General features: G+C 62.4%; 19 protein-coding genes. 9 read left to right on the top strand and 10 right to left on the bottom strand.

All coding sequences use genetic code 11. The annotated features are described in order from the left end of the window. Nucleotides 1–12 precede the first annotated feature (12 nt). Genes ACIQV9_RS00555 through ACIQV9_RS00600 form a run of 10 tightly spaced genes read right to left on the bottom strand, consistent with a single transcriptional unit; the run spans nt 13 to nt 9873 of the window. A complete protein-coding gene (locus ACIQV9_RS00555; RefSeq protein ID WP_403096766.1) occupies nt 13–144 on the bottom strand; it encodes a hypothetical protein in 132 nt (43 codons plus the stop codon). Beyond that, nucleotides 126–899 (bottom strand): carboxyl transferase domain-containing protein, encoded by a 774-nt coding sequence (locus tag ACIQV9_RS00560; RefSeq protein ID WP_403096768.1) that lies wholly within the window; start codon nt 897–899, stop codon nt 126–128. The genes ACIQV9_RS00555 and ACIQV9_RS00560 overlap by 19 nt, the downstream gene beginning before the upstream one ends. Next, nucleotides 896–1915, bottom strand: a complete 1020-nt coding sequence (locus tag ACIQV9_RS00565) for an alcohol dehydrogenase catalytic domain-containing protein (protein ID WP_403096771.1) — start codon at nt 1913–1915, stop codon at nt 896–898. Before ACIQV9_RS00565 ends, ACIQV9_RS00560 begins: the two co-directional genes overlap by 4 nt. Nucleotides 1916–1962: 47 nt before the next feature. Further along, nucleotides 1963–3141: a thiolase C-terminal domain-containing protein gene (locus ACIQV9_RS00570; RefSeq protein WP_403096774.1), complete on the bottom strand. Its 1179-nt coding sequence runs from the start codon at nt 3139–3141 to the stop codon at nt 1963–1965. Next, nucleotides 3138–4667 (bottom strand): AMP-binding protein, encoded by a 1530-nt coding sequence (locus tag ACIQV9_RS00575; protein ID WP_403096777.1) that lies wholly within the window; start codon nt 4665–4667, stop codon nt 3138–3140. Before ACIQV9_RS00575 ends, ACIQV9_RS00570 begins: the two co-directional genes overlap by 4 nt. Nucleotides 4668–4675: 8 nt before the next feature. Beyond that, the gene (locus ACIQV9_RS00580) at nt 4676–5092 is read right to left on the bottom strand and encodes a Zn-ribbon domain-containing OB-fold protein (RefSeq protein WP_403096781.1); all 417 of its coding nucleotides are present in this window, start codon (nt 5090–5092) and stop codon (nt 4676–4678) included. 7 nt (nt 5093–5099) lie between these two features. Further along, nucleotides 5100–6599, bottom strand: a complete 1500-nt coding sequence (locus tag ACIQV9_RS00585) for a hypothetical protein (RefSeq protein WP_403096785.1) — start codon at nt 6597–6599, stop codon at nt 5100–5102. A gap of 3 nt (nt 6600–6602) precedes the next feature. Next, entirely contained in the window at nt 6603–8000 is a 1398-nt protein-coding gene (locus ACIQV9_RS00590) for a hypothetical protein (RefSeq protein ID WP_403096790.1), read from the bottom strand. After that, on the bottom strand, nt 7997–9406 hold the full coding sequence (accC, locus tag ACIQV9_RS00595) for an acetyl-CoA carboxylase biotin carboxylase subunit (protein ID WP_403096793.1): 1410 nt from the start codon (nt 9404–9406) through the stop codon (nt 7997–7999). Before accC ends, ACIQV9_RS00590 begins: the two co-directional genes overlap by 4 nt. Continuing rightward, the gene (locus ACIQV9_RS00600) at nt 9406–9873 is read right to left on the bottom strand and encodes an acetyl-CoA carboxylase biotin carboxyl carrier protein (protein ID WP_403096796.1); all 468 of its coding nucleotides are present in this window, start codon (nt 9871–9873) and stop codon (nt 9406–9408) included. The genes accC and ACIQV9_RS00600 overlap by 1 nt, the downstream gene beginning before the upstream one ends. A 198-nt stretch (nt 9874–10071) precedes the next feature. Here ACIQV9_RS00600 and ACIQV9_RS00605 point away from each other — a divergent pair, with 198 nt between their 5' ends. The 9 genes from ACIQV9_RS00605 (at nt 10072) to ACIQV9_RS00645 (ending at nt 21095) form a co-directional block, all read left to right on the top strand. Next, a complete protein-coding gene (locus ACIQV9_RS00605) occupies nt 10072–10296 on the top strand; it encodes an acetyl-CoA carboxylase biotin carboxyl carrier protein subunit (protein WP_403096799.1) in 225 nt (74 codons plus the stop codon). A gap of 5 nt (nt 10297–10301) precedes the next feature. Further along, nucleotides 10302–11012 (top strand): GntR family transcriptional regulator, encoded by a 711-nt coding sequence (locus ACIQV9_RS00610; protein ID WP_403096802.1) that lies wholly within the window; start codon nt 10302–10304, stop codon nt 11010–11012. Nucleotides 11013–11077: 65 nt separating this feature from the next. Further along, nucleotides 11078–12637 carry a class I adenylate-forming enzyme family protein gene (locus ACIQV9_RS00615; protein WP_403096805.1) on the top strand — a complete coding sequence of 520 codons (1560 nt, stop codon included), beginning with the start codon at nt 11078–11080 and terminating at the stop codon, nt 12635–12637. Beyond that, nucleotides 12634–14214 carry an acyl-CoA carboxylase subunit beta gene (locus ACIQV9_RS00620; protein WP_403096808.1) on the top strand — a complete coding sequence of 527 codons (1581 nt, stop codon included), beginning with the start codon at nt 12634–12636 and terminating at the stop codon, nt 14212–14214. The genes ACIQV9_RS00615 and ACIQV9_RS00620 overlap by 4 nt, the downstream gene beginning before the upstream one ends. Before the next feature lie 61 nt (nt 14215–14275). Next, a complete protein-coding gene (locus ACIQV9_RS00625; RefSeq protein ID WP_403096811.1) occupies nt 14276–15550 on the top strand; it encodes a spinster family MFS transporter in 1275 nt (424 codons plus the stop codon). A gap of 2 nt (nt 15551–15552) precedes the next feature. Next, nucleotides 15553–16560: a YeiH family protein gene (locus ACIQV9_RS00630; RefSeq protein WP_403096814.1), complete on the top strand. Its 1008-nt coding sequence runs from the start codon at nt 15553–15555 to the stop codon at nt 16558–16560. Nucleotides 16561–16740: 180 nt separating this feature from the next. Next, the gene (locus tag ACIQV9_RS00635) at nt 16741–18567 is read left to right on the top strand and encodes a DUF1302 domain-containing protein (protein ID WP_403096817.1); all 1827 of its coding nucleotides are present in this window, start codon (nt 16741–16743) and stop codon (nt 18565–18567) included. A 37-nt stretch (nt 18568–18604) separates the two neighbouring features. Continuing rightward, a complete protein-coding gene (locus ACIQV9_RS00640) occupies nt 18605–19963 on the top strand; it encodes a DUF1329 domain-containing protein (protein ID WP_403096820.1) in 1359 nt (452 codons plus the stop codon). Nucleotides 19964–20033: 70 nt separating this feature from the next. Beyond that, nucleotides 20034–21095, top strand: a complete 1062-nt coding sequence (locus ACIQV9_RS00645) for a WD40/YVTN/BNR-like repeat-containing protein (protein ID WP_403096823.1) — start codon at nt 20034–20036, stop codon at nt 21093–21095. The last annotated feature ends 3 nt before the right edge of the window (nt 21096–21098 follow it).

Raw genomic sequence — 21098 nt, forward strand, 5'->3', positions numbered from 1 at the left:
AACCCGCGTCGGTCAAAAATACGTTGGCCAGGTGCGCATTTCGTGACGCCCGATACCGTGATTGATGGCGCGCCGCTGGGCCGCCAATGCTTCGACGAGAAAGCGCCGGGTTTCGTTCGGTGCGATCACTTCGTGGGTGCCCATCGCACCCGCCAGTGCGAAGGCCGAGGTGTCTTTCGAGTACTCGGCATGCAACTGGTCATAGCGTTCGGGACCACCATGTCCGCCAGCCCGGTGATTTCGGCGTGAATGCGCCAGCCACCCAGCTCTTCGGTATCTGACGTTTCACCGATCGCCACGGCGGTGACCTTGGGGCTGGAGACGGCGAGCAATGCGCCTTTGCGCATCACGGTGAAATCCGCCAGGCACGAATACCAGCTCGCCGAGCCGAAGCAGGGCCCGAGGACGGCGCTGACCCACGGGGTCTCGCGGCGCCGGCAATATTGCTGCGCATCCTGACCACCGCCGGCCATGCTCGCCGCGCCCATCGCGTCCTGCATACGCTGACCAGACGATTCGCCTAGAAAGATCAGCGGCATGCCGTTGCGGGTGGCACATTCCTTCATGTAGGCGATCTTGCGGGCATTGATCCACGAGGACGATGCGCCTTTGACCGTCATGTCGTTGGACACCACGGCCACCCGGCGCGCGTCGATGCGGCCGAAGCCGGTGATCTTGCCGTCGGCGGGTGTGCTGTCCCGGTCCTCGGGGCGGGAAGAATGGGCCAGCATGCCGATTTCGCTGAAGGATTGCGGGTCGAGCAGACCTTCCAGGCGCTCGCGAGCATTGAGCACGCCAGCGTCGCGGCGCGCCTGAAGCTTGGCTTCGCCGCCCATTTGCAACGTGCTTGCACGGCGAGTGTGGAGTTCCTGTTCCGGTGATGGGTGTTCGCTGGTCATCTTGGAGTCTCATTGGGAACTATGACGGCACGTCCGACGATTTCGCCGCGACGCATTTTGTGCAGGACTTGCGGCACCTCATCCAGTGGATGGCGTTGCAAGTGAATCGGAAGGCGACCGGTAGCGGCCAGCGCGACGAGTTCGATCAGCTCTGCCTTGCTGCCGCCGAACGTGGTGCTGATCATCGCGCCATAAGGCAGTGAACCGTTGCGCAACTCGAAGGCACCGTGTCCGCGCCCGACCACTACGATGTGTCCGAGCGGGCGAATCACGCCGGCGGCCAGGCGCAGGGTGTCGCCGCTGCCGACGAAATCCAGCACCGCGTCGACCTGGCCGATGCGCTTGAGGAATACCCCAGGGGTCAGATCGGTGGAGTCCAGCACCCGGTCCACCCCTTGGCTGACCGCCAGCCCGAGGGCTTCGACGCGGGTGTCGATGGCGACGACTTCGGCCGCCGTGATCGCGCCCAGCGCGGCGATTGCGATATGCCCCAGTCCTCCGACACCGATGACCAATACGCGGCTGCCGGGTTGTAGCAGGGGGACGACGCGCTTGACCGCGTGATAGGCGCTGAGCCCCGCGTCGGTCAAGGGTGCGGCCCTCCAGGGTTCGAGCGTGCCGATGTCCACCAGGCAGTCCTGGTGGACGACGACGTATTCGGCGAGCCCGCCGTCATAGCCGCCGCCGTAGATGCGCCGCGAAGTGGCGCAATAGTTATTCCAGCCGTCGATGCACGCTCGGCAATGACCGCAACCGGGAATGCTCACGGCGCAGGCTTGCCTGACCATCCAGCCATCGACACCCGGTCCCAGTGCGTCGATCCAGCCGGCGATCTCATGGCCGAGGGTCATCGGCAGTTGCACATCGAGGTGCGGCGGCGAGCAGCACAGATCGTCCAGCGCATGCAGGTCCGACTGACACAGGCCATTGCCGCCGACCCGCAGGCGTACTTCACCGTGGCCGGGAACCGGCACAGGCACTTCGCATAGACGCCCGCCGTCGTGCCAGTCGAACATGCGAAAGGCCCGCATAGTGCGGATGGGAGTTGGCCGCGTAGTCATCGTCAATCACCGTTTGCCAGCACCAGGGTCATAAACGCCGACATCAGCAGTCCACTGGCCTGGACCAGACAACTGTTGGCATTGGCGACCTGACGCTCGGCGCACTCGCCACGTAGCTGACGCACCGACTCGATCATCAGTTGCATGCCGAACTGGCCGGAGTGATTAAAGGCCAATCCACCGCCCGAAGTGTTCACCGGCAATGCGCCGCCGGGAGCTGCGCTGCCGCTGCGCAGGAACGCTCCGGCCTGACCGGGTGCGCAGAAACCCATGGCTTCGAGCGCCACCAGCACGTTGATGGTGAAGGCGTCGTAGATCTGCACCATGCTCAAGTCGTCGCGCTCGATGCCGGACATCTGTAGCGCACGCTCGGCGCAGCCGCCGATCACGCCAGGGTCGAGCCAGTCGGTCGAGCCGAGCGGTGTGACGTGATGCAGATAGGTGTCGGCGAATCCGCGAATGAACACCGGCGGTTTCGCCAGCGTGCGCGCGCGGTCGGCTTTGGTGAGGATTATCGCACCGGCACCGTCGCTGACCAGACAGATGTCGGCCTTGCGCAACGGGTCCGAGATCAGCGGCGAGGCCAGGTATTCCTCCATCGTCAGCGGCTTGCGTAGCGTGGCCTGTGGATTCAACTGCGCCCAGCGCCGTGCGTTGATCGCGACTTCGCCGAGGTCTTCTTCGCTGGCCTGATAGCGATGCAAATATTGCTGCGCGAGCATCGCATACCAACTGATGGGGCTGAGTACGCCGTAGGGCGCCACAAATTGCCCCGACGGCGAGCGCGGGTCGCTGATCACACCGCCCCGGCTGCGACTGTGATCCAGGCGCTGGGTGCTGCCGTAGGTGACCAGCGCCACCGAGCACAAACCTGCCTCGATCGCGGCCATGGCGTGAATCAGATGAGTGAGCGGCGAACCACCGCCCACCACCGTGCTGTCGACATAACGCGGCGTGATGCCCAGGTACTCGCTCACCAACAGCGCATTGGCGCGGTCGTCCCAATGGGCGAACACGCCGTCGACATCGGCCAACGTCAGCCCGGCATCGAGCAAGGCGTCGCGGGCAGACCGGCATTGCAGTGACAGCGCGGTGTCTCCCGGCTGCGCCTTGCCAAGACCGGCCTCGCCGACGCCGACGATGGCGTAGCGGTCGGGCAGACGGGACGTGTCGAACGTCATGGTTGCGGCTCCTGCGCGACGAGTTGTGCACGCACGTCCTTCTTCAACACCTTGCCCACCGGGCTGCGCGGCAGGCTCTCCCAGAACAACACCTGCTTGGGTGTTTTCAGGCTGCCGAGTTTTTCCCGGCAGACCGCGATGAACTCCTCGGCCGTCGCGCTGGCACCCGCCTTGAGTTCGATGACCGCGATGACTTTTTCACCCCAGTCCGCATCGGGCAGGCCGACCACGGCGCAATCCATCACCGCCGGATGCGCCCAGATCACCTGTTCGATCTCGCTCGGGTAAATGTTGAACCCGCCGGAGATGATCATGTCCTTGGTGCGATCAACGATGTACAGGTAACCGCCTTCGTCGAACACGCCGATGTCGCCGGTGTGGTGCCAGCCGAACCGGCGAGCCTCGGCATTGGCTTGCGGATTGTCGTAGTAACCCGGGGCGACCAGCTCGCCACGGGCGACGATCTCGCCGCGTTCGCCGGACTCGACAAACCGTCCTTCCTCATCCATCAGCGCCACTTCGCAGGCGCCGGTAGGACGGCCGGCGGAACCCAGGTGCTTGCCGTCGCGCATGTGATCTTCACGGGTCAGTATCGTGATGACGCCCGGCACTTCGGATTGGCCGTAGGCTTGAACGAACACCGGCCCCCACAACGCGATACCTTCGCGCAGTTTGTCGACGGACATCGGCGCCGCGCCGTAGATCACGTATTCCAGTGAGGAGCAGTCGCGGGTCTTGGCATCCGGGTGCGACAGCAGACGGTAGATCAGCGTCGGCGGCAGGAACAGGTGCGTGATGCGTTCCCGCTCGATGGTTTCGAGCACGGCACCCGGGTCGGCGGACGGCGCGATGACATTGCGGGTGCCGAAGCTAGACAACGCCATGGCCGTGGCACCGGCAGCATGGGTCAACGGTGCCACGACCAAGTGCGCGGGGCTTTTCGCCGGCGGCATGAACTGGTTGCTGATGCGGTAGCAGGCCAGCAGGGCGCGATGGCTTTGCATGATCGCTTTCGGCCGACCGGTCGTGCCACCCGAAGACTTGATCAGGGCGGTGTCGTCGAGGGACTGGCGCACGGTGCAGCGTTGGCCGGCGTGTTCACGACACCACTCGGCGATGCTCAGCCCGTCGATGGGTTTGTCCAGACCGATCACGGTTATCAGCGTCGGCACACCCGCGCGGATGCGATCGGCGTGTTCGGCGTATTGGGAATGCAGCACCAGCACGGACAGCTGGGTAAAGCTCATGAACCAGATCAGGCTGTCGATCGAATCGCGGGCATTCAGCGGCACGAAGGTCGCACCTGCGCGCAAGGCGCCGAGCATGGCAACGAAGCTCAAGGGATGATTGGGCGCGAGCACGCCGACATGGGGTGAGCGGAGTCTCAACAGCGTAAGGGCGTGGCCGATGGCATGGGAATCGGCCTGGACCTCGGCGTAGGTGAGGCTGAAACCGGTGCCTTGCAGGCAGACGTTATCCGGGTGGCGATCGGCGCCGGCATCGAAGTGGTCGGTAATCATTTCCATGGTGGCGGCTAATCCAAAAGAGTGAACTGGGGCAGCGTGCAGGACTCGCTGACGGACTCGAAACAAACGCCGACGCGGGCGCCGATGGCGATGCGATCCAGGTCGGCATCGAGAATGTTGGCCAGCGTGCGCACGCCTTCATCGAGGTCGATCAGCGCAACGACATAGGGCAACCGCGACTCGAAGGCCGGCGAGGGCGCGATCCGGCAGACCGTGTAGCTGTAGACGCGGCCGTGACCGCTGGCATTGACCCACTCGAGTCCGTCGGACAGGCACTCAAGGCAGAACGCTCGTGGGTAGAACTGGCAGTGGCCGCAGCCGGTGCAACGCTGGATCACCAGCCGTTGCTCCTGGGCGGCCGCCCAATAGGCGGCCGTTTCGCTGGTGGGTTGCGGCAAGGGCCGTGCAGAAAGAGGAGTCGACATGGCAGCCTCAGTGAGTACGCAGTTCGAAGCCGGCCATGGCAATGTGCACATGACGTTGTTCCGGGAGCTTGGCCAGACCGGCAATCAGTTCGTGCAGTGGACGACGCACGCTGAAGGTGTCATCGATCACGGTCGGTACGAGCCCGGTGATTTTTTCGTCGCCGTACATGGCGCGCAGCAGCAGTTCGTCATCCGACAGATCGGGGTAGCGACGACGCAACTCCGGAACCCTTGGCGACAGCACTGGAGGCGTTTCAGCCACTTCGCGGGAACCGTTGGCCAGGACTCGATCCTTGATGTCTGGATCGACCGGCAGTGGCAGCGCGCCGAAATAGCCGCACACGTATTTCTTCACTTCGTCCGGCACCACTTTGTAACGCTCGCCGCTCAGCACGTTCATCACAGCCTGCGCGGCGATCATGGCGGGGAAGGGCGTTGCCATAACCGGCGAGCCCAGTTCCACGCGGACGCGGCCGATCTCCTCGAGCACCACCGGCAGCTTGTCGGCGATGCCCGCGAGTTGCAGCTGCGATTGCAGATTGGACATTGCACCGCCGGCGTATTGAGTGACGAAGTGCGCCGGGTCGTATTCCGCCGGGGCACCCACGGGGAAGCCGTTCTCCTCGGCGATCCCGGCGAGATAGTCGCCGACGTCGTCTGCCGCACGGTCATCGAAACTGACCTCGAAGCCGATCTCGCGCAGATTGCGCGCCAGCATCTGCGCCGAGGGCCCGGCGTTGCCGTTGGCCAGCGGATCGATAGAACACAGCAAACGGTCGGCGCCGTGCACGGCGGCTTCGATGGCCACCAGCGAACCGGTTGCATTCAGGCAATGAGTCAGCACTTCCAGCGGACGGTCGCCAATCACTGCTTTGATCGCCGGCACAATGCGGCGTACCTGCTCCACGGTCAGGCTGCCGCCCGCGTCGCCGAAGGTAAAGGCGTCGATGTCGAAGCGCTCGATGGCCTCGCGCGCCTTGGCGGCGTAGAACGGCGCGTCGTAGCCGGGGGCCAGGTTGTAAATCATCGCGAGGTTGGTGGTGGCGCCGAGGCGCTTGGCCGTGGTGATCGACGGCACCAGGTTGTCCCAGCAGTGCAGGGAGTCGAGGAAGCCGATATCGCGTGCGCCGTTGGCGACCAGGCGCTCGACGTACAGCTCGCTCAAATCGTCCGGCTCGGGGTAGAAGCTGCGCAGCATATTGCTGCGCACAATCCCGCGCAGCGGCGTGTGGCGGATGCGCTCGGACAGCAGGCGAAGGCGCTCCAGCGGACTCTGGTTGAGAAACAGCACGCTGGCGTCGAACTGCACCAGCGCAATGGCTTCAATCGCGTCGAAACCCAAGTTATCCAGGCGCTCGGCCATCGGCAGCATGTGCTCGGTGCGCATGCGCGTGGCCCACAGGCATTGATGCGCATCGCGCAGGGTGGCATCGACCAGATGGATACGCCGGCGTTTGCCGGTACGGGCGAATTCCGCGTTCACTTGTTCACGTAGTTGATTCAGCACAAATCACCCCTTGCTGTGTTCGAGATGGATGGACAGGCCGGGGCCTGTGACACTCAATACGCTGTAGTCGGGCCAGCGTTGCAGCAGCCCGTGTGTCAGGGCTTGCTCGGGTGTGCGTACCTCGTAGTGAAGTTTCTGCAGGGGCGGCAGTGCCGGGCAGCCGCAGACTATTGCCGCCAGTGCGTCTTCAGTGGCGGGCAAGTTGGCTGGACGGTCAGGGTTCGCGACGGCGCCGATGCGTTGTTGCAGGCTGAGCAAAGACGTGTCGATCGGGCCGTAACAGCCTTGCAGCCAACGGCGCAGAGCAGGCTGCAACGTGGCGAAACGTGGGGCGGCATCGAGGTGTTCGAGGGCCTGCCTTGCGATGGCTTGTGCGAAAGGTTGCAGCATCGGCGGATGGCCCAGTTCCTGGCGAATGCGCGTGCATTCGCGGGCAAACTCGAACAGCTCCGCCAGCCGTCCGCGTAAACGCAACGCTTGCATGGCTTGGGCGGCGATTTCCCCTGGCAACTGGTGTTCGTAAGGGGCCAGGTCGAAGGCCCAAGGCAGGCTTTCGGCAAATCCTTCCTGGTCCGCCACGGCCGCGAGCTGAGACTGGGCGTCTTTCATACGGTCCTGATCCGGTGCTTGCAGCGGCAGTTCAAGAAGCGCCGCCGAGCGGATCAGCAAGGCCAGCGAAGGTGTCGATGCGCCGTTGGCGACAGCGGGCAATGCCGCGTCGAGGCGGTCGATGCCCAGTCGAATCGCTTCCAGCGCCACCTGCGGGCCGAGGCCGGTGTGGCAGCGCGTGTGCAGGTCCAGCGGTTTACCATCCACGCCGCTGCGCAGGGCCGACAGTAAACCGGGCAGGCGCTCGACATGCAGCAAACCGGCTTCGTCGCGCAGCATGATGCGCTGCGCACCGGTCAGGACCAGGCGTGCGGCGCAGGCCGAATAGTAGGCGTCGCAACGCTCGGGGTCGTCCCCGTAGGGCAGGGCGGCGATGGCGATCAGGCCGTGGGCCTGGGCCTTTTGCACGGCATTACCCAGACGCGAAAGGTCCAGCAGCGGATCAATCAGCACGACCTCACTGATGCCGGATTTGGCGAGCAGTCGCAGCCAGGTGTCCAGCGCTTCACCGGCGAGCACATCGAGATGGCCGTGGTCGGGCAACAGGTTCACGGTGGCGCGCAAAGGCATGGCATTGGCGCGCTCACGCAATGCGGCGACCCGTTGCAGCGGGTTCTCGCCGCGGCTGATGCATTGCGCGATCACTGCCGGGCTCAATACCTCGATGGCAGCAAGCCGTGCGTGCCCGAGCGAGTTCATCGTGCCCAGCAGCATCGGGCTGCTGGCGGCGCCGCCCCAGGTTGCGGTCTGCCCGTCGCTCAGGCTGACATCGACCAACGTTGTCATGCTCATGCGCGCTCCTTGGCTTGTTTCAACGCCTGTTTGCGAGCGGGTACGAAGACGTCTTCAACCCAGCGGGTGGTGACGAGGCCGGCGACGAAATCCGGATGGTCGAGCACGGCGTGATGGAAGCTTGCGGTGGTCGAGAGGCCCACGACTTTCATGTCTTCCAGTGCCTTGCGCATCAGCACGATGGCCTCGCTGCGGGTCGGCGCATGCACGATCAGTTTGGCCAGCAGGGAGTCGTAAAACGGTGGCACGGTGGCGCCGCTGTAGCAGTGGGTATCGACTCGCACGCCTTTGCCTTTGGGCGGTTGCCATTCGCTGACCTGGCCCGGGCTTGGCAGGAAGTTGCGGTCCGGGTCTTCGGCGTTGATCCGGCACTCGATGGCATGGCCTGTCAGCTTGACGTCGGCCTGGCTGAACGACAGCGGCAGGCCGGCGGCGATGCGGATCTGCTCGGCGACCAGGTCAAAACCGGTGATCATTTCCGTCACCGGGTGCTCGACCTGGATGCGGGTGTTCATTTCCAGAAAATAGAATTTGCCGTCGCGGTCATCGACCACGAATTCGATCGTGCCCGCGCCGAAGTAGCCGACATTTTTGGCCAGACGTACCGCGCATTCACCCATTTGTTCGCGGGTTTGCGGCGCGAGGCTGGGAGAGGGCGCTTCTTCGATCAGTTTCTGGTGGCGGCGCTGCGTCGAGCACTCTCGCTCGCCCAGGTGCACCACGTTGCCATGGCGGTCACCCATGATCTGGATTTCGATATGGCGCGCCAGCTCGATGAATTTCTCGACGTACAGGGTCGGATCGCCAAAGGCTGCTTGCGCTTCTGACGAGGCCGAACGGAAAGCCGCTTCTGCTTCTTCATCGCTGCGCACGATGCGCATGCCGCGTCCGCCACCGCCGGCGGTGGCCTTGAAGAGCACGGGATAACCAATGTCGCTGGCGATGCGGCGGGACGTCTCGGCATCGGCCACGGCATCGGAGCCCGGTACGCGCGGTACTTCGGCTTTTTCGGCCAGACCGACGGCGGTGATCTTGTCGCCCATTGAGTCGATGATTTCAGCCGATGGGCCGATGAACACCAGCCCGGCGTCTTCGCAGGCCTGGGCGAAATGCGAACGCTCGGACAGGAAACCATAACCCGGGTGGATGGCGTCACAGCGGTGTTCCAGTGCAGTGCGCACCAGCAGCTCGGCGCACAGATAACTTTGCGCGGCGGGCGGTGGACCAATGATCACGTACTGGTCGGCGAGGCGGGCGGCCAGGCTGTCCACGTCGGCTTCGGAGACGGCCGCGACCGATTCAATGCCCAGGGTTTTGCAGGCACGCACGATGCGTACAGCGATTTCGCCACGGTTGGCGATCAATACCCGGCGAATGTCGCGGGTTGCCACGGGAATGCTGCTCATCAGCGAGTCTCCGGTTCAATAATCATCAATAACTGATCCCGCTGAACCATCTGCAGGTCCTGGGCGACGATGCGCACCACACGGCCTTTCACCGGGCAGGCGAGGGTGTTGAAGAGCTTCATGGCTTCGACCAGGCACAGGGGCGCGCCGGCTTCCACCGTGGCGTTCTCTTCAACAAACGACGGTTGGTCGGGGCTGGGCTTGCGATAGAAGGTGCCCATCATGGTGGCGCGCACGCCGACCTGACCGGCGGTCACTTCGGGTTCGCTCGCGACCACCACGGCAGGCGCCGGCTGCGCCGTTTTTGCAGACGCGGTGCTTTGCACAGGCTCCAGCGAACGCTGCAGCGTGCCGGACTTGCTGGCCGTCAACGTGGTGTCACCGACGCGGACTTCAAGGAAGTCCAGATGCCGGGTGTGATCCAGTATCTCCAGGATTCTTCGTGCTTCTTTATGTGTGAGCGACATGCCTCAGGGCCTCTTGTTGTTCGAATTGCCTTGACCGATAAAAACATTCATACGTAGGATTGTCAACAATCAGACAATCACGTAATGTGCTGACCATCACCCGGAACGTTTGCGCAGTACTTGATAGAAAAAGCGTAGCGTGCGGCAGCCAAGGGCCCGGCGATTTCAGAAAACAGTTATGTTTTGGAGGGGGCGAGAATGAGTACAATCGCGGTTAAATCGGATGTCGCTGGGACGGTGTGGCAGATCCATGTCCGCGAAGGGGATGTCGTTGAAGAAGATCAGACGCTGGTCATCATGGAGTCCATGAAAATGGAAATCCCCTTGATGGCCGCGGAATCGGGTCGAGTGGTCAGCGTTCTCGTGGCCGAGGGCGAAGTGGTAAAAGATGGCCAGGACGTTTTGCTTATGGAGTGCGATTGAAGTCTATGTCAATGAATGCAGGTTCGGCGTCGGCCGCCAAGGGCGGTAGTGCAATAGGTATCATGCGGGCTGGTCGCCAGCGCGTGTTGACGATGCCGGAGCAGATTGCCGAAAGCATCACGCTTGCGATTCTGCGCGGTGAATACGGGCCGGGCGATTCGGTGCGCGAGCAGGAACTGGCCGACCACTTTCAGGTCAGCCGTGGTCCGATTCGCGAAGCCCTGCGCATTCTCGAGAAGGTCGGTGTGGTGACCATCGTGCCGCAGCGTGGCGCGCATGTGACTTCATTGAGCCGGCAGGAGATCGACAACCTGTTCGAGATCCGCGCCGTACTGGCCGGGCTGTTGGCCAAGTACCTGGTGGACCTTGATGCGTCTGTCGTGAATCAGATGGACGCCATCGTCATCCGGCTTGAACTGATTGCCGCGCAATCGGATTCATTGGATGAATACGCGCAGGGCAGTTATCGCCTGAGCACGCTTCTGTTCCAGTCCTGCGGCAACAAACAGCTGGCAGAACTCATGGGGGCATTGGGTATCCAGACCGCGCGCTACACCCGCCTGGGGTTGCGTTCACCAGAGCGCCGACAGGCTTCGGTCACGTATTGGCGTCAGTTGGTCGAGGCACTCCGAGAAAACAGCAGCGTCGTTGCCGCGAAAATGATGGTTGAGCTGATCAACGCTTCCCATCAAGCCGCATCGAATCAGTTGGAATAAACCACACGGGGGCACAACACTCCCAAGTGCTGTGTCAAGTTGTCGACAATAAGACAAAAAAGACCATGACAAAAAAACGTACCGCAGGATTAATGCTCAGTTGGGCCGCCCGCCAGCACCGTGGCCGCACCGCCCTGATATTCGGGGACGACTGCCTGACCTATGACGACATGGAGGCGGGCAGTAACCGTCTGGCCCATGCGCTGATTTCCCTGGGGCTGCATGTCGGGGAGCGGGTGGCCGTTTTACTCAATAACTCGCCCGAGGCAATTGAGAGTGTGTTTGCGGTCGAGAAAGCAGGTCTGGTTTATGTTGCGCTGAATGCCCGGCATACGCTGGCCGAACAGGTCGCGATCCTCAATGACGCTGACGCAAGCGTGCTGGTGGCGGGGCCGGAGTTCCGCGAGATCGGCGAAGGTGTTCGCGACGAAGTGGCCAGTCTGCGCCACGTGATCGGGCTTGATTGGCAGGCGCCACACGTGCTGGATTACCGCCAGGTGCTCGCTTCCATGCCGACCCATGCGCCCAATGTTCAGGTGTCGGCGGACACGCAGCTGCGTATCGCCTATACCTCAGGGACCACCGGCAAGCCCAAGGGTGTGACCTATACCGTCAAGCGTTGGTACGAGCGCCTGACCAATCACTTCTACGCCATGGAATACGGCCTCGGCGTAGACGATGCGATGTTGCACGTCGGCCCCTTGACCCATGCCGCCGGCGTTCACCTGTTGCCCTGCTACTTGCGAGGTACGCGCAACGTGATTCTGGAGAAGTTCGAACCGCTGGAAACGCTGCAGCAGATCGAGCGCCATCGCATCACGCAAATGATGTGTGTGCCGACCATGCTCACGCGCCTGCTCGACACACTCGACAGCGGCGTCGAAGCCGATTTGTCGTCGCTCAAGTGCATTCATTACGGCACGGCGCCGACCTCCGTCGACCTGATTCGCCGGGCGATTGCGCGCTTCGGTCCGGTGATGCGTCAGCAGTACGGAATGACCGAGGCGGTCCAGCCGTTGGCGGTGCTTTATCCGCACGAACACGCGGAAGACGGTGTGCTGCGCTCCTGCGGCAAACCGACCGCCAATGTGCAGATCACCGTGCGCGATGTTCACGGTCAAGAACTGGCGGCGGGTGAAATCGGCGAGATCGCCATTGCCACTGACGGCATTGGCGAAGTGGCGTTCTGGCGTCGTCCCGATCTGGAAGCCGAGGCTATCCGCGATGGCTGGTACTACACGGGCGACCTCGGTTACCTCGATGCGCAGGGCTTCCTTTTTATCGTCGGGCGCAACAAGGACATGATCATTTCCGGTGGCTTCAACGTTTATGCCCGGGAAGTCGAGGACGCACTGGAAAGCCATCCGCAAGTCGTCGAAGTGGCGGTGCTGGGGTTGCCGGATGCGGAGTGGGGCGAGCGGATTGCCGCGTTTGTCGTGCGGCGCGAAGGCGCCACGGTCGACAGCGAGGCACTGGGCAGTCATTGCGTTGCACTGATCGCCGGCTACAAGAAGCCGCGCCTGATCGAGTTCGTCGACGCTCTGCCGCGCAACAACGCCGGCAAGGTCGTGAAAAACATTCTGCGCGACGACTATCTCGCGCGCCTGGAGAGGACATCATCATGAGCACGCCTGTTGCCCCTGAATGGTCGCTGGAACTGGCTGACATCCGCGCGCGTCGGGAAGTCGCCTATGCGTTGGGTGGCCCGGAAGCGGTGCAGAAGCATCACGCCCAGGGCAAGCTCACGGCGCGTGAGCGCATCGGCCACCTGCTGGAAGGCGAAAGCTTCGAGGAATTCGGCATATTGGCCGGTGCCGTGAAGTACACGCCGGAAGGCAGGATTGCCTCCGCCACACCGAGCACGGCGGTGGTTGGCGTGGGCACGATCGAGCAGCGGCGCACCGTGGTCGCAGCGGATGATTTCACCATTCGCGGTGGTTCGTCGGAGGCGGCGGTCGCTGAAAAGTGGATTTACGCCGACCGTTATGCCTGGGAATACAAGCTGCCGATCATTCGCATGATCGACAGCGCGGGCGGCAGTGTGAAGCTGCTCGACAAGCTTGGTCATACCAAGATTCCGGGTTATGCACTGTTGCCGATCACCAATCTGTTGGGTGCGGTGCCGGTCGTCGGCATTGCCCATGGTGCCTGCGCCGGACTGGGTGCGCTGCGGGTCGCCGCTTCGCACCTGTCGATCATGGTGCGGGGGCAGAGCCAGGTGTTCGCGGCGGGTCCGCCCGTGGTGAAGCAGGCGTTCGGGGTCGACATCGACAAGAACGACCTCGGCGGCTACGACCAGGTGCATCGTCACAGCGGCATGATCAACCTGGCCGCCAATAGCGATGCCGAGGCGTTGGATCTGGCCAAGCGCTTCCTGTCCTATCTGCCGGGCAATGTCTGGGAACAGCCACCGCGCGTGGCCTCGACGGACGCTCCCAGTCGCCGTGACGCCTGGCTCAACGACGCCATTCCCCATGACCGGCGCAAGATTTTCAATCCGCACAAGATTCTCAAGTCGCTGGTCGACAAAGACAGCCTGTTCGAGATGTCCCCGGATTTCGGCGCCTCGACCATCACCGCGTTTGCCCGTCTCAACGGCTATTCGGTGGGGATTATCTGCAACAACCCGCGCGTCGGCGGCGGTGCGTTGACACGAGCGGCGGCGCTCAAGCAGACCCGCTTCATCGACCTGTGCGACACCTTTCATTTGCCGCTGATCTACCTCGTGGATCAGCCCGGTGTGATGACCGGGCAAGAGGCTGAAATGCAGGGCACCTTGAGCGCGGCTATGCAGGCCGTGCATGCAATCGAACAGGCCAGTGTGCCGGTGATCACCATCGTGCTACGCCGCTGTGTCGGGCTCGCCGGTGCCATGGTCAGTCCGTGGCATGGCCCGACGGGTACGGCATTGCCGCACCGGTTTGCCTGGCCTTCGGCGCAGTGGGGTTCGATCCCGATCGAGGGTGGAGTCGCGGCCGCCTACAAGCAGGACATCGCAGCGGCTGATGATCCGCTGGCACGTCGCAAGGAACTGGAGGCCCATTACCAGGCCCTGGCTTCACCGCTGCGTACCGCCGAACGCTTCGGCGTGATTGACATCATTGAACCGGACAGTACGCGTCCACTGCTGTGCAACTGGGTGGGTGACGCGTATCGCATTACCGCACTTTCCCTTGGGCCGAAGCGGCGGACCATGCGTTAGTCCTGGCAGGACGAGCGGCATCCGGCCTTACCTTCATAACAACAACTCAAAGGTACAGACGATGTTCTGGAAAAAGAGTCCCTGCGCCGTTTTGGCAACGTTGATGGTGATTCACCTGTTGGCCCAGGTGGACCGAAATATTCTGCTGGGCTTCGCCCCGCAAATCACTGGCGAGTTGGCGATCAACAACGCTCAGTACGGCTTTCTGGTCGGCGCGGTCTGGGTGTTGAGCTATGGCGTGATGGCAGTGTTTCTCGGCGCTCTGGCCGACCGTCACAGCCGTCCACGGGTGATTGGCGCCGGCATGCTGGTCTGGAGCGCCTGCACCGTGGCCTCCGGGTTCGTGCAGAACTTCGAGCAAATGGTTGCCGCGCGTTTTCTGGTGGCCACTGGTGAAGCGGCATTGGTGCCTGCGGCCACGGCGCTGTTGATGGAGCTGTTCTCGGAGAAGCGCCGGGGTACGGCGATGGGACTGTTTTACCTGGGCATTCCGTTGGGCATCGGCTGCAGCTTTTTGTTGGCGGGCACGTTGGGTGCCACCCATGGATGGCGCACCACGTTTTATTTCCTCGGTGTCGCCGGGCTGGTCATCGGCTTGCCGTTGCTGCTGATGCGCGACAAACGCAGCAACGCCACGGTGCAAGAGCGCGGTGCGCCCCTCAAGACTCAGCTGGCCGCGGTGCTCGGTGAACTGAACCGCAACCGTGTCGTGCGCTACACCGTGGCCGGTTTTGTGTTGGCTCACCTGGTCTATCCGGGCATTTCGTTCGCGCAACTCTGGATTGCCCGCGAGCGGGGAATGGACCCGGCCACGATTGCCACGACCATGGGTGTCATGCAGATCGTTTTCGGTTCGTTGGGCGCCTTGGCCGGAGGCATTTTGAGCGACCGCCTGGCCCCGCGCTTCAAGGGCGGCCACGCCAGCGTGCTGGTGCTGCTCATGTTGGTCAGTGCGCCGTTCATGATCGCCTATCGGCTGGTGCCGACGGACTCGCCACTGTTCTACGTGGGAATGGCGGTCGGCATTTTCATGTTGATGTCGCTTTACGGTGCGGCGACCACGGCGATTCAAGGGGCCGTGCCGGTGCGCATGCGTTCGACGGTCATGGGCTGCTCGATGCTGCTGTTGAACCTGTTTTCGGTGGCACTGGGCACGTTTGTCGTCGGCTGGATCAGCGATTCGTTGACCACGGCCGGCGTGGATTCACCGCTGACCCATGTGTTGCTGGTCAGCGACATTCTGGCGCTGGTGCTGGGCGGGTTGTTCTTTTATGTGGCGGCGCGGATCAAGCGTGAAAGCACGCGTTCGCTGCCGGCCATGGGAATCAAGGTCTAGTCATGTCCCGATCCGCCGTCATTCAGTTTCAGTCGGTTGTCAGCCAGCACCTGCCGGGCGTCCTGGCCAGTATCGTCGTCGCGATTGCGGCGCGGTTTCTGGCAGACCAGTACCACGCACCGGTGATGCTGTTGGCACTCCTGCTCGGCATGGCCATGAATTTTCTGGCGGCGGGGCCGAGTAAACCGGGTATCGATTTCAGCGCCCGAGAAGTGCTGCGGGTCGGCGTGGCTTTGCTCGGGATGCGCATCTCTCTGGAGCAGATTGCGGCGCTCGGCTGGCATCCGGTGTTGATCGTCGTGGTGTCGGTGGTGGTCACAATCCTGGTGTCGATGCTGGCGGCCCGCGCCTTGGGCTTCAACGTGTTGTTCGGTCTGTTGTCCGGTGGTGCCACGGCGATTTGCGGGGCGTCTGCGGCGCTGGCGTTGGCGGCGGCTTTGCCTGCTCATCATGCCAAGGAGCGCGCGACGCTGTTCACAGTCATTGGCGTGTCCGCGCTGTCGACCCTGGCAATGATTGTGTACCCGGTGATCGCCCGGGCGCTCGGCCTGGACCCGCTGCAGGCCGGGGTGTTTCTCGGCGCCACCATCCACGACGTCGCTCAAGTGGTCGGTGCCGGGTACAGCATGTCCCATGACATCGGCGATACCGCCACGGTGGTGAAACTGATGCGCATCGCCATGCTGCTGCCGGTCATCGTTTGCGCAGTATTGATCACCCGAGCTCAGGGCGGGCAGGGCACCGGTGAACGACCACCGTTGCTGCCCTGGTTTGCCGTGGCGTTTATCGCCCTGGCCACGGTGACCAGTTTCGGTTGGCTGCCTTCAGCGGTGCAGACCCTGGGCAATCAATTGTCGAGCTGGTGCCTGGTGGTCGCGATCAGTGCGCTGGGGATGAAAATCCAGTTGAAGGAGCTGGCCACGGTGGGGTTCAAACCCATTTTGTTGATGGTCGGTGAAACCGTGTTTTTGCTGGGACTGGTGTTGCTGTTGATACGGCTCGGTAGTTGAGTCGGGTCATCCAATACCACGGGGTGTGCTGACTCCGGCGGTATTGATTGGGTCACTTTGAATGAATCGAACGCTCCCCTGATGGGGATAAGAGTGGTGAGCACTGTTGCGCCCGGATTGGGTGGCCAGCTGTTTTTTCATAAACACAAAAACAACAACAAAAAAAATCGGAGCCAATGTATGCGAATAAACAAAATGACTGGTGTGAGTGTGTGGGAGCCGACCCTGCTGGCCTCGGCGCTGTTCGTCGCTGCGTTGCCAGCGGCTCATGCCTTTGAACTCAATACCGGAAGTGAAGACTGGGCGGTGCGTTTCGACAACACCTTCAAGTTCAACTATGCGCAACGGGTTGAAAGCCCGAACAGCAAGTTGGCCAATTCCTGGAACAACAACGACGGTAACCGCAACTTCTCGTCCGGGAGTCCGGTGTCCCAGCGTCTGGACGTGCTCTCCGAGCTGGACGTGTCCTACCAGAAGAAGATGGGTTTTCGCGTTAGTGCCAACAGTTGGTACGACCATGCCTATGACAATGTCGGCAGTGACAACGCGTCGACCAACCAGATCAACAGCGGTAGACCTGACTCGCGCCACGTGAGTGGTTACGTCGATCGCTACTACAACGGCCCGTCGGCCGAGATCCTCGATGCCTTTGTGTTCGGCAGCATGGAAATCGGCGAGGACTCGATCCTCAGTGGCAAGGCCGGCAAGCACACGCAGTACTGGGGCGAAAGTGTCCTGGCCTTTGCCCACGGCAACAGTTATGGCCAGTCCGGTCTGGACATCACCAAGGCGCTGGCAGTGCCGGGCACCGAAGCCAAAGAGCTGTTCATCCCGCGTAATCAACTGTCCGCCAGCTTCACGGTCAACCCGGAACTGACCCTCGGCGCGCAGTATTTCCTCGACTGGGACGCCTCGCGCCTGCCGGAGTCCGGAACCTATCTGGGCTTCAACGACGGCATCCAGAATGGCGGGCATAACCTGTCGCTGATCGGTGGTTTGAATCCGCGTTTCGGTACACCAGGACCGCTCGGCGCCAACCAATTCCTGCGCCTGAGCAATGGCCACACCTTCACCCCGGACAAGCGCGGCGACTTCGGGTTGATGGCCAAGTGGAGCCCGGAATGGCTGGACGGCACCCTCGGTTTCTACTACCGCAAAACCTCCGACATCCTGCCTAACCTGGTGTTGCAACCGACTGCCGTCGGCCCGGCACAGCTGATCTCCGGCAACATCGGCAGCTACAACCAGTTCTACGTCGATGACATCGACATCTATGGCATCAGCCTGTCGAAAAGCGTCGGCGACGTCAGCGTCGGTTTCGACCTCAACTACCGCGAAAACATGCCGCTGGCCAGCGTGCCGGGCAGTGTCAGCCCGGCTGCGGCCGCCGCGGGCGTGCCCGGTTTCATCGGTAGTTTCAACGGCGACGACGGCGTGGCCCGCGGCAACACCGTGCACGCGGTGCTCAACGGCCTGACCACCTTTGGCGATACGCCGCTGTGGGACAGCTCTTCGTTGCTGGTCGAACTCGGCTACAGCCGCTGGCTGAAAGTGACCGACAACAAGCAAATGTTCAAGGGCGAGGACTGGTACCACGGTACCGACGAGGTCACCAAGGACAACTACATCATCGGCGTCAACTTCAACCCGACCTGGTACCAGGTGTTCCCGGGCGTCGATATGTACCTGCCGATGACCTACAACGTCGGCCTCAACGGCAACTCCGCCGTGCAACTGGGCGGCAACGAAGACTCCGGCAGCTACTCGGTCGGCGTCGGCTTTGATGTGCGCAACCAGTACCGCTTCGACCTGAAATACGTGGACAACTTCGGTCCATTTGACACCTGCAGTTCGCCAGGCAGCGCTGGCAGTCAAGGAGACGGCGCTGCACCCGGTGCTAACGGCCAGTACAACTGCGTGCCCGGTCAAACCACCGCCTTCGGCGGGACCCCGGCGCAGCTCAAGGATCGCGGCATGGTCACGGCCACCTTCAAGACAACTTTCTGATTCGCGATTGCTTAAAAACAATCAGGAGAACGACACCATGAAATGTATGAACACGCTGTTGAGCGCTTCCTTGGCGCTGTCCTTTGCCGGTCTTGTCCAGGCTGCCGTACCCGCCGCCGACGCCGCCAGACTGGGAAACAACCTGACTGCTGTCGGCGCCGAAAAAGCCGGCAATGCCGATGGCTCCATTCCGGCTTACACCGGCGGGCTGACCAGTCTGCCGGCGGGTTTCAAGGCCGGTGACAGCTTTCGTCCCGATCCTTATGCCAACGAGAAGCCGCTGCTGGTGATTGATGGCAAGAATGTCGCCCAGTACAAGCATCAGCTGACCGCCGTCACCGTCGAACTGGCCACGCGTTTTCCTGGCTTTCGCGTTGAGGTCTATCCAACTCACCGCAGCGTGGCATTGCCGCAAAGTGTGCTGGACAACACCTTGAAAAACGCCACCGGCGCCAAGTCGCTGGAAGGTGGCAATGCCATCGAAAACGTCCTGCCGGGCGTGCCGTTTCCGATCCCGCAGTCCGGGGCCGAGGCCATGTGGAACCACTTGCTGCGTTATCAGGGCGTTGCGTATTCCACCAAGTACGATTCCTGGAACGTCGACTCTTCAGGCGCACAAAACCTGGCCACCAGCGGCGAAATCGTCAACTCGTTCCCGATCTTCGAAGACCCGAGCAAGGTCATCGATGGCAAGGACACCTACTTCCAGACCCGCTTGTATTACACCGGCCCTGCGCGCCGTGCGGGCGAGGCGATTATGCTCAAGGACGCGGCCAACCCGCTGGTGCAGGCACGCCGCGCCTGGCAGTACTTGCCGGGGCAACGCCGGGTGAAGCTGGCACCGACCCTGGCCTACGACACGCCAAACCCGGGCACTGCCGGTTCCGGCACTTATGACGACGTCTATGTTTTCAACGGTGCGCTGGATCGCTACGACTGGAAACTGGTCGGCAAGCAGGAAATGATCGTGCCGTACAACACCTACGCACTGAGCTACATCAAGGACCCGAAAGCCCTGACCACCCCGAACCACCTGGCGCCGCAGTACGTGCGCTGGGAGAAGCATCGTGTGTGGGTCGTGGAAGGCACGCTCAAGTCGGGTGCCCGTCACGTCTACGCCAAGCGCCGCTTCTATCTGGACGAGGACAGCTGGGTGGCTCTGGCCTCCGACCAGTACGATGCCCGCGGCCAACTGTACCGCGGCTCTTTCAGCTTCCTCTCGCAAAGCTACGACGTGACAACGCCCAACACCACGCCGCACGTGATCTATGACCTGGTGGGCGGGACGTACAACATCAACGGTTTGTCGGGCGCCTACGGCGGCATCAAATACATCGCGCCGCTCTCCAAGTCGCAGTGGTCGCCGGATGCGCTGGCCGGGAATGGCGTTCGCTAAGTCACGCACAACAAAAGTCTGGGCCGGTTGCGGTAGAGCGCCGGCTTCTGCTTTGGCAAGAGGACGCACCATGTGTTTATTCAAAACGCTTGCGCCGCTGATGTTGGTGGTGTGGCAGACGCTTGCACAGGCCTCCGGCTACGTCGATGTGCTGGACCTGCCCGCCAAGCCCAGTGCCCTGGCGGTGCGCAGTCCGTTGCTGGACGTCGCAAATGCCGGGCAGCGTCTGGTGGCGGTCGGGCAGCGCGGGCACATTCTTTATTCCGATGATGCCGGCCAGCAATGGCAGCAGGCCAATGTGCCGGTCAGCAGCGACCTGAACGCCGTGTACTTTCCTGGTCCTCAGCAAGGCTGGGCGGTCGGTAACGATGGCCTGATTTTGCACAGCAGTGACGCGGGCGTGACCTGGAAAAAGCAACTGGACGGTCGTCAGATCGGTGCCATGCTGATCAAGCATTATGCGGCGCTGGCAAATGCCGAGCCGTCCAACGAACAATGGCCGCTGCTGGTCGCTGAAGGTCAACGGCTGGTCGAGGAGGGCGCCGACAAACCCTTGCTCGACGTCTGGTTCGCCGATGACAAGGTCGGCTACGTGGTCGGGGTGTTCAACCTGATCCTGCGCACCGACGACGGTGGCCAGAGCTGGACGCCTTTTCAGGACCGCACCGATAACCCGCAGAATTTTCACTTGAACGCCATCGCGTCCACCGGCGATGCGCTGTACATCGTCGGCGAGCAAGGCCTGGTACTGAAATGGGACGGCACGCAGCAGCGCTTCGTCGCTCTGAGCACCCCGTACCAGGGCAGCTTTTTCGGTGTCGTCGGCAAGCCTGGCGAAGTGATCGTCTACGGCCTGCGCGGCAATGTGTTGCGCAGCACCGATGGCGGTCTGGACTGGACGGCGTTCGACACGGGTCTGCAGGTCAGCGTCACCGCGGCAGCCATAGATGCCCAGGGTCACTATCGGCTGTTCACCCAGGCGGGGCACATGCTGGCCGATCATGCCGACAACGCCCGGTTGCAATTGATGCCACAACCAAACCCGTCACCCGTGGCCGGTGCCGCCCTCGCCAGCGATGGTTCGCTGATCGTGGTGGGCAGCCGTGGTGTCCGTGCGCTTTCCAAAGAATAAGAG

The sequence above is a fragment of the Pseudomonas sp. NPDC099000 genome (assembly GCF_044759925.1).
In the GTDB taxonomy this organism is placed as follows: Bacteria; Pseudomonadota; Gammaproteobacteria; order Pseudomonadales; family Pseudomonadaceae; genus Aquipseudomonas.

What these genes read in the sequence shown, in the direction of transcription:
- ACIQV9_RS00555 (WP_403096766.1), bottom strand. Translation starts at nt 144, where the DNA reads ATGGGCACCCACGAAGTGATCGCACCGAACGAAACCCGGCGCTTTCTC.
- ACIQV9_RS00560 (WP_403096768.1), bottom strand. Translation starts at nt 899, where the DNA reads ATGACCAGCGAACACCCATCACCGGAACAGGAACTCCACACTCGCCGT.
- ACIQV9_RS00565 (WP_403096771.1), bottom strand. Translation starts at nt 1,915, where the DNA reads ATGTTCGACTGGCACGACGGCGGGCGTCTATGCGAAGTGCCTGTGCCG.
- ACIQV9_RS00570 (WP_403096774.1), bottom strand. Translation starts at nt 3,141, where the DNA reads ATGACGTTCGACACGTCCCGTCTGCCCGACCGCTACGCCATCGTCGGC.
- ACIQV9_RS00575 (WP_403096777.1), bottom strand. Translation starts at nt 4,667, where the DNA reads ATGGAAATGATTACCGACCACTTCGATGCCGGCGCCGATCGCCACCCG.
- ACIQV9_RS00580 (WP_403096781.1), bottom strand. Translation starts at nt 5,092, where the DNA reads ATGTCGACTCCTCTTTCTGCACGGCCCTTGCCGCAACCCACCAGCGAA.
- ACIQV9_RS00590 (WP_403096790.1), bottom strand. Translation starts at nt 8,000, where the DNA reads ATGAGCATGACAACGTTGGTCGATGTCAGCCTGAGCGACGGGCAGACC.
- accC (WP_403096793.1), bottom strand. Translation starts at nt 9,406, where the DNA reads ATGAGCAGCATTCCCGTGGCAACCCGCGACATTCGCCGGGTATTGATC.
- ACIQV9_RS00600 (WP_403096796.1), bottom strand. Translation starts at nt 9,873, where the DNA reads ATGTCGCTCACACATAAAGAAGCACGAAGAATCCTGGAGATACTGGAT.
- ACIQV9_RS00605 (WP_403096799.1), top strand. Translation starts at nt 10,072, where the DNA reads ATGAGTACAATCGCGGTTAAATCGGATGTCGCTGGGACGGTGTGGCAG.
- ACIQV9_RS00610 (WP_403096802.1), top strand. Translation starts at nt 10,302, where the DNA reads ATGTCAATGAATGCAGGTTCGGCGTCGGCCGCCAAGGGCGGTAGTGCA.
- ACIQV9_RS00615 (WP_403096805.1), top strand. Translation starts at nt 11,078, where the DNA reads ATGACAAAAAAACGTACCGCAGGATTAATGCTCAGTTGGGCCGCCCGC.
- ACIQV9_RS00620 (WP_403096808.1), top strand. Translation starts at nt 12,634, where the DNA reads ATGAGCACGCCTGTTGCCCCTGAATGGTCGCTGGAACTGGCTGACATC.
- ACIQV9_RS00625 (WP_403096811.1), top strand. Translation starts at nt 14,276, where the DNA reads ATGTTCTGGAAAAAGAGTCCCTGCGCCGTTTTGGCAACGTTGATGGTG.
- ACIQV9_RS00630 (WP_403096814.1), top strand. Translation starts at nt 15,553, where the DNA reads ATGTCCCGATCCGCCGTCATTCAGTTTCAGTCGGTTGTCAGCCAGCAC.
- ACIQV9_RS00635 (WP_403096817.1), top strand. Translation starts at nt 16,741, where the DNA reads ATGCGAATAAACAAAATGACTGGTGTGAGTGTGTGGGAGCCGACCCTG.
- ACIQV9_RS00640 (WP_403096820.1), top strand. Translation starts at nt 18,605, where the DNA reads ATGAAATGTATGAACACGCTGTTGAGCGCTTCCTTGGCGCTGTCCTTT.
- ACIQV9_RS00645 (WP_403096823.1), top strand. Translation starts at nt 20,034, where the DNA reads ATGTGTTTATTCAAAACGCTTGCGCCGCTGATGTTGGTGGTGTGGCAG.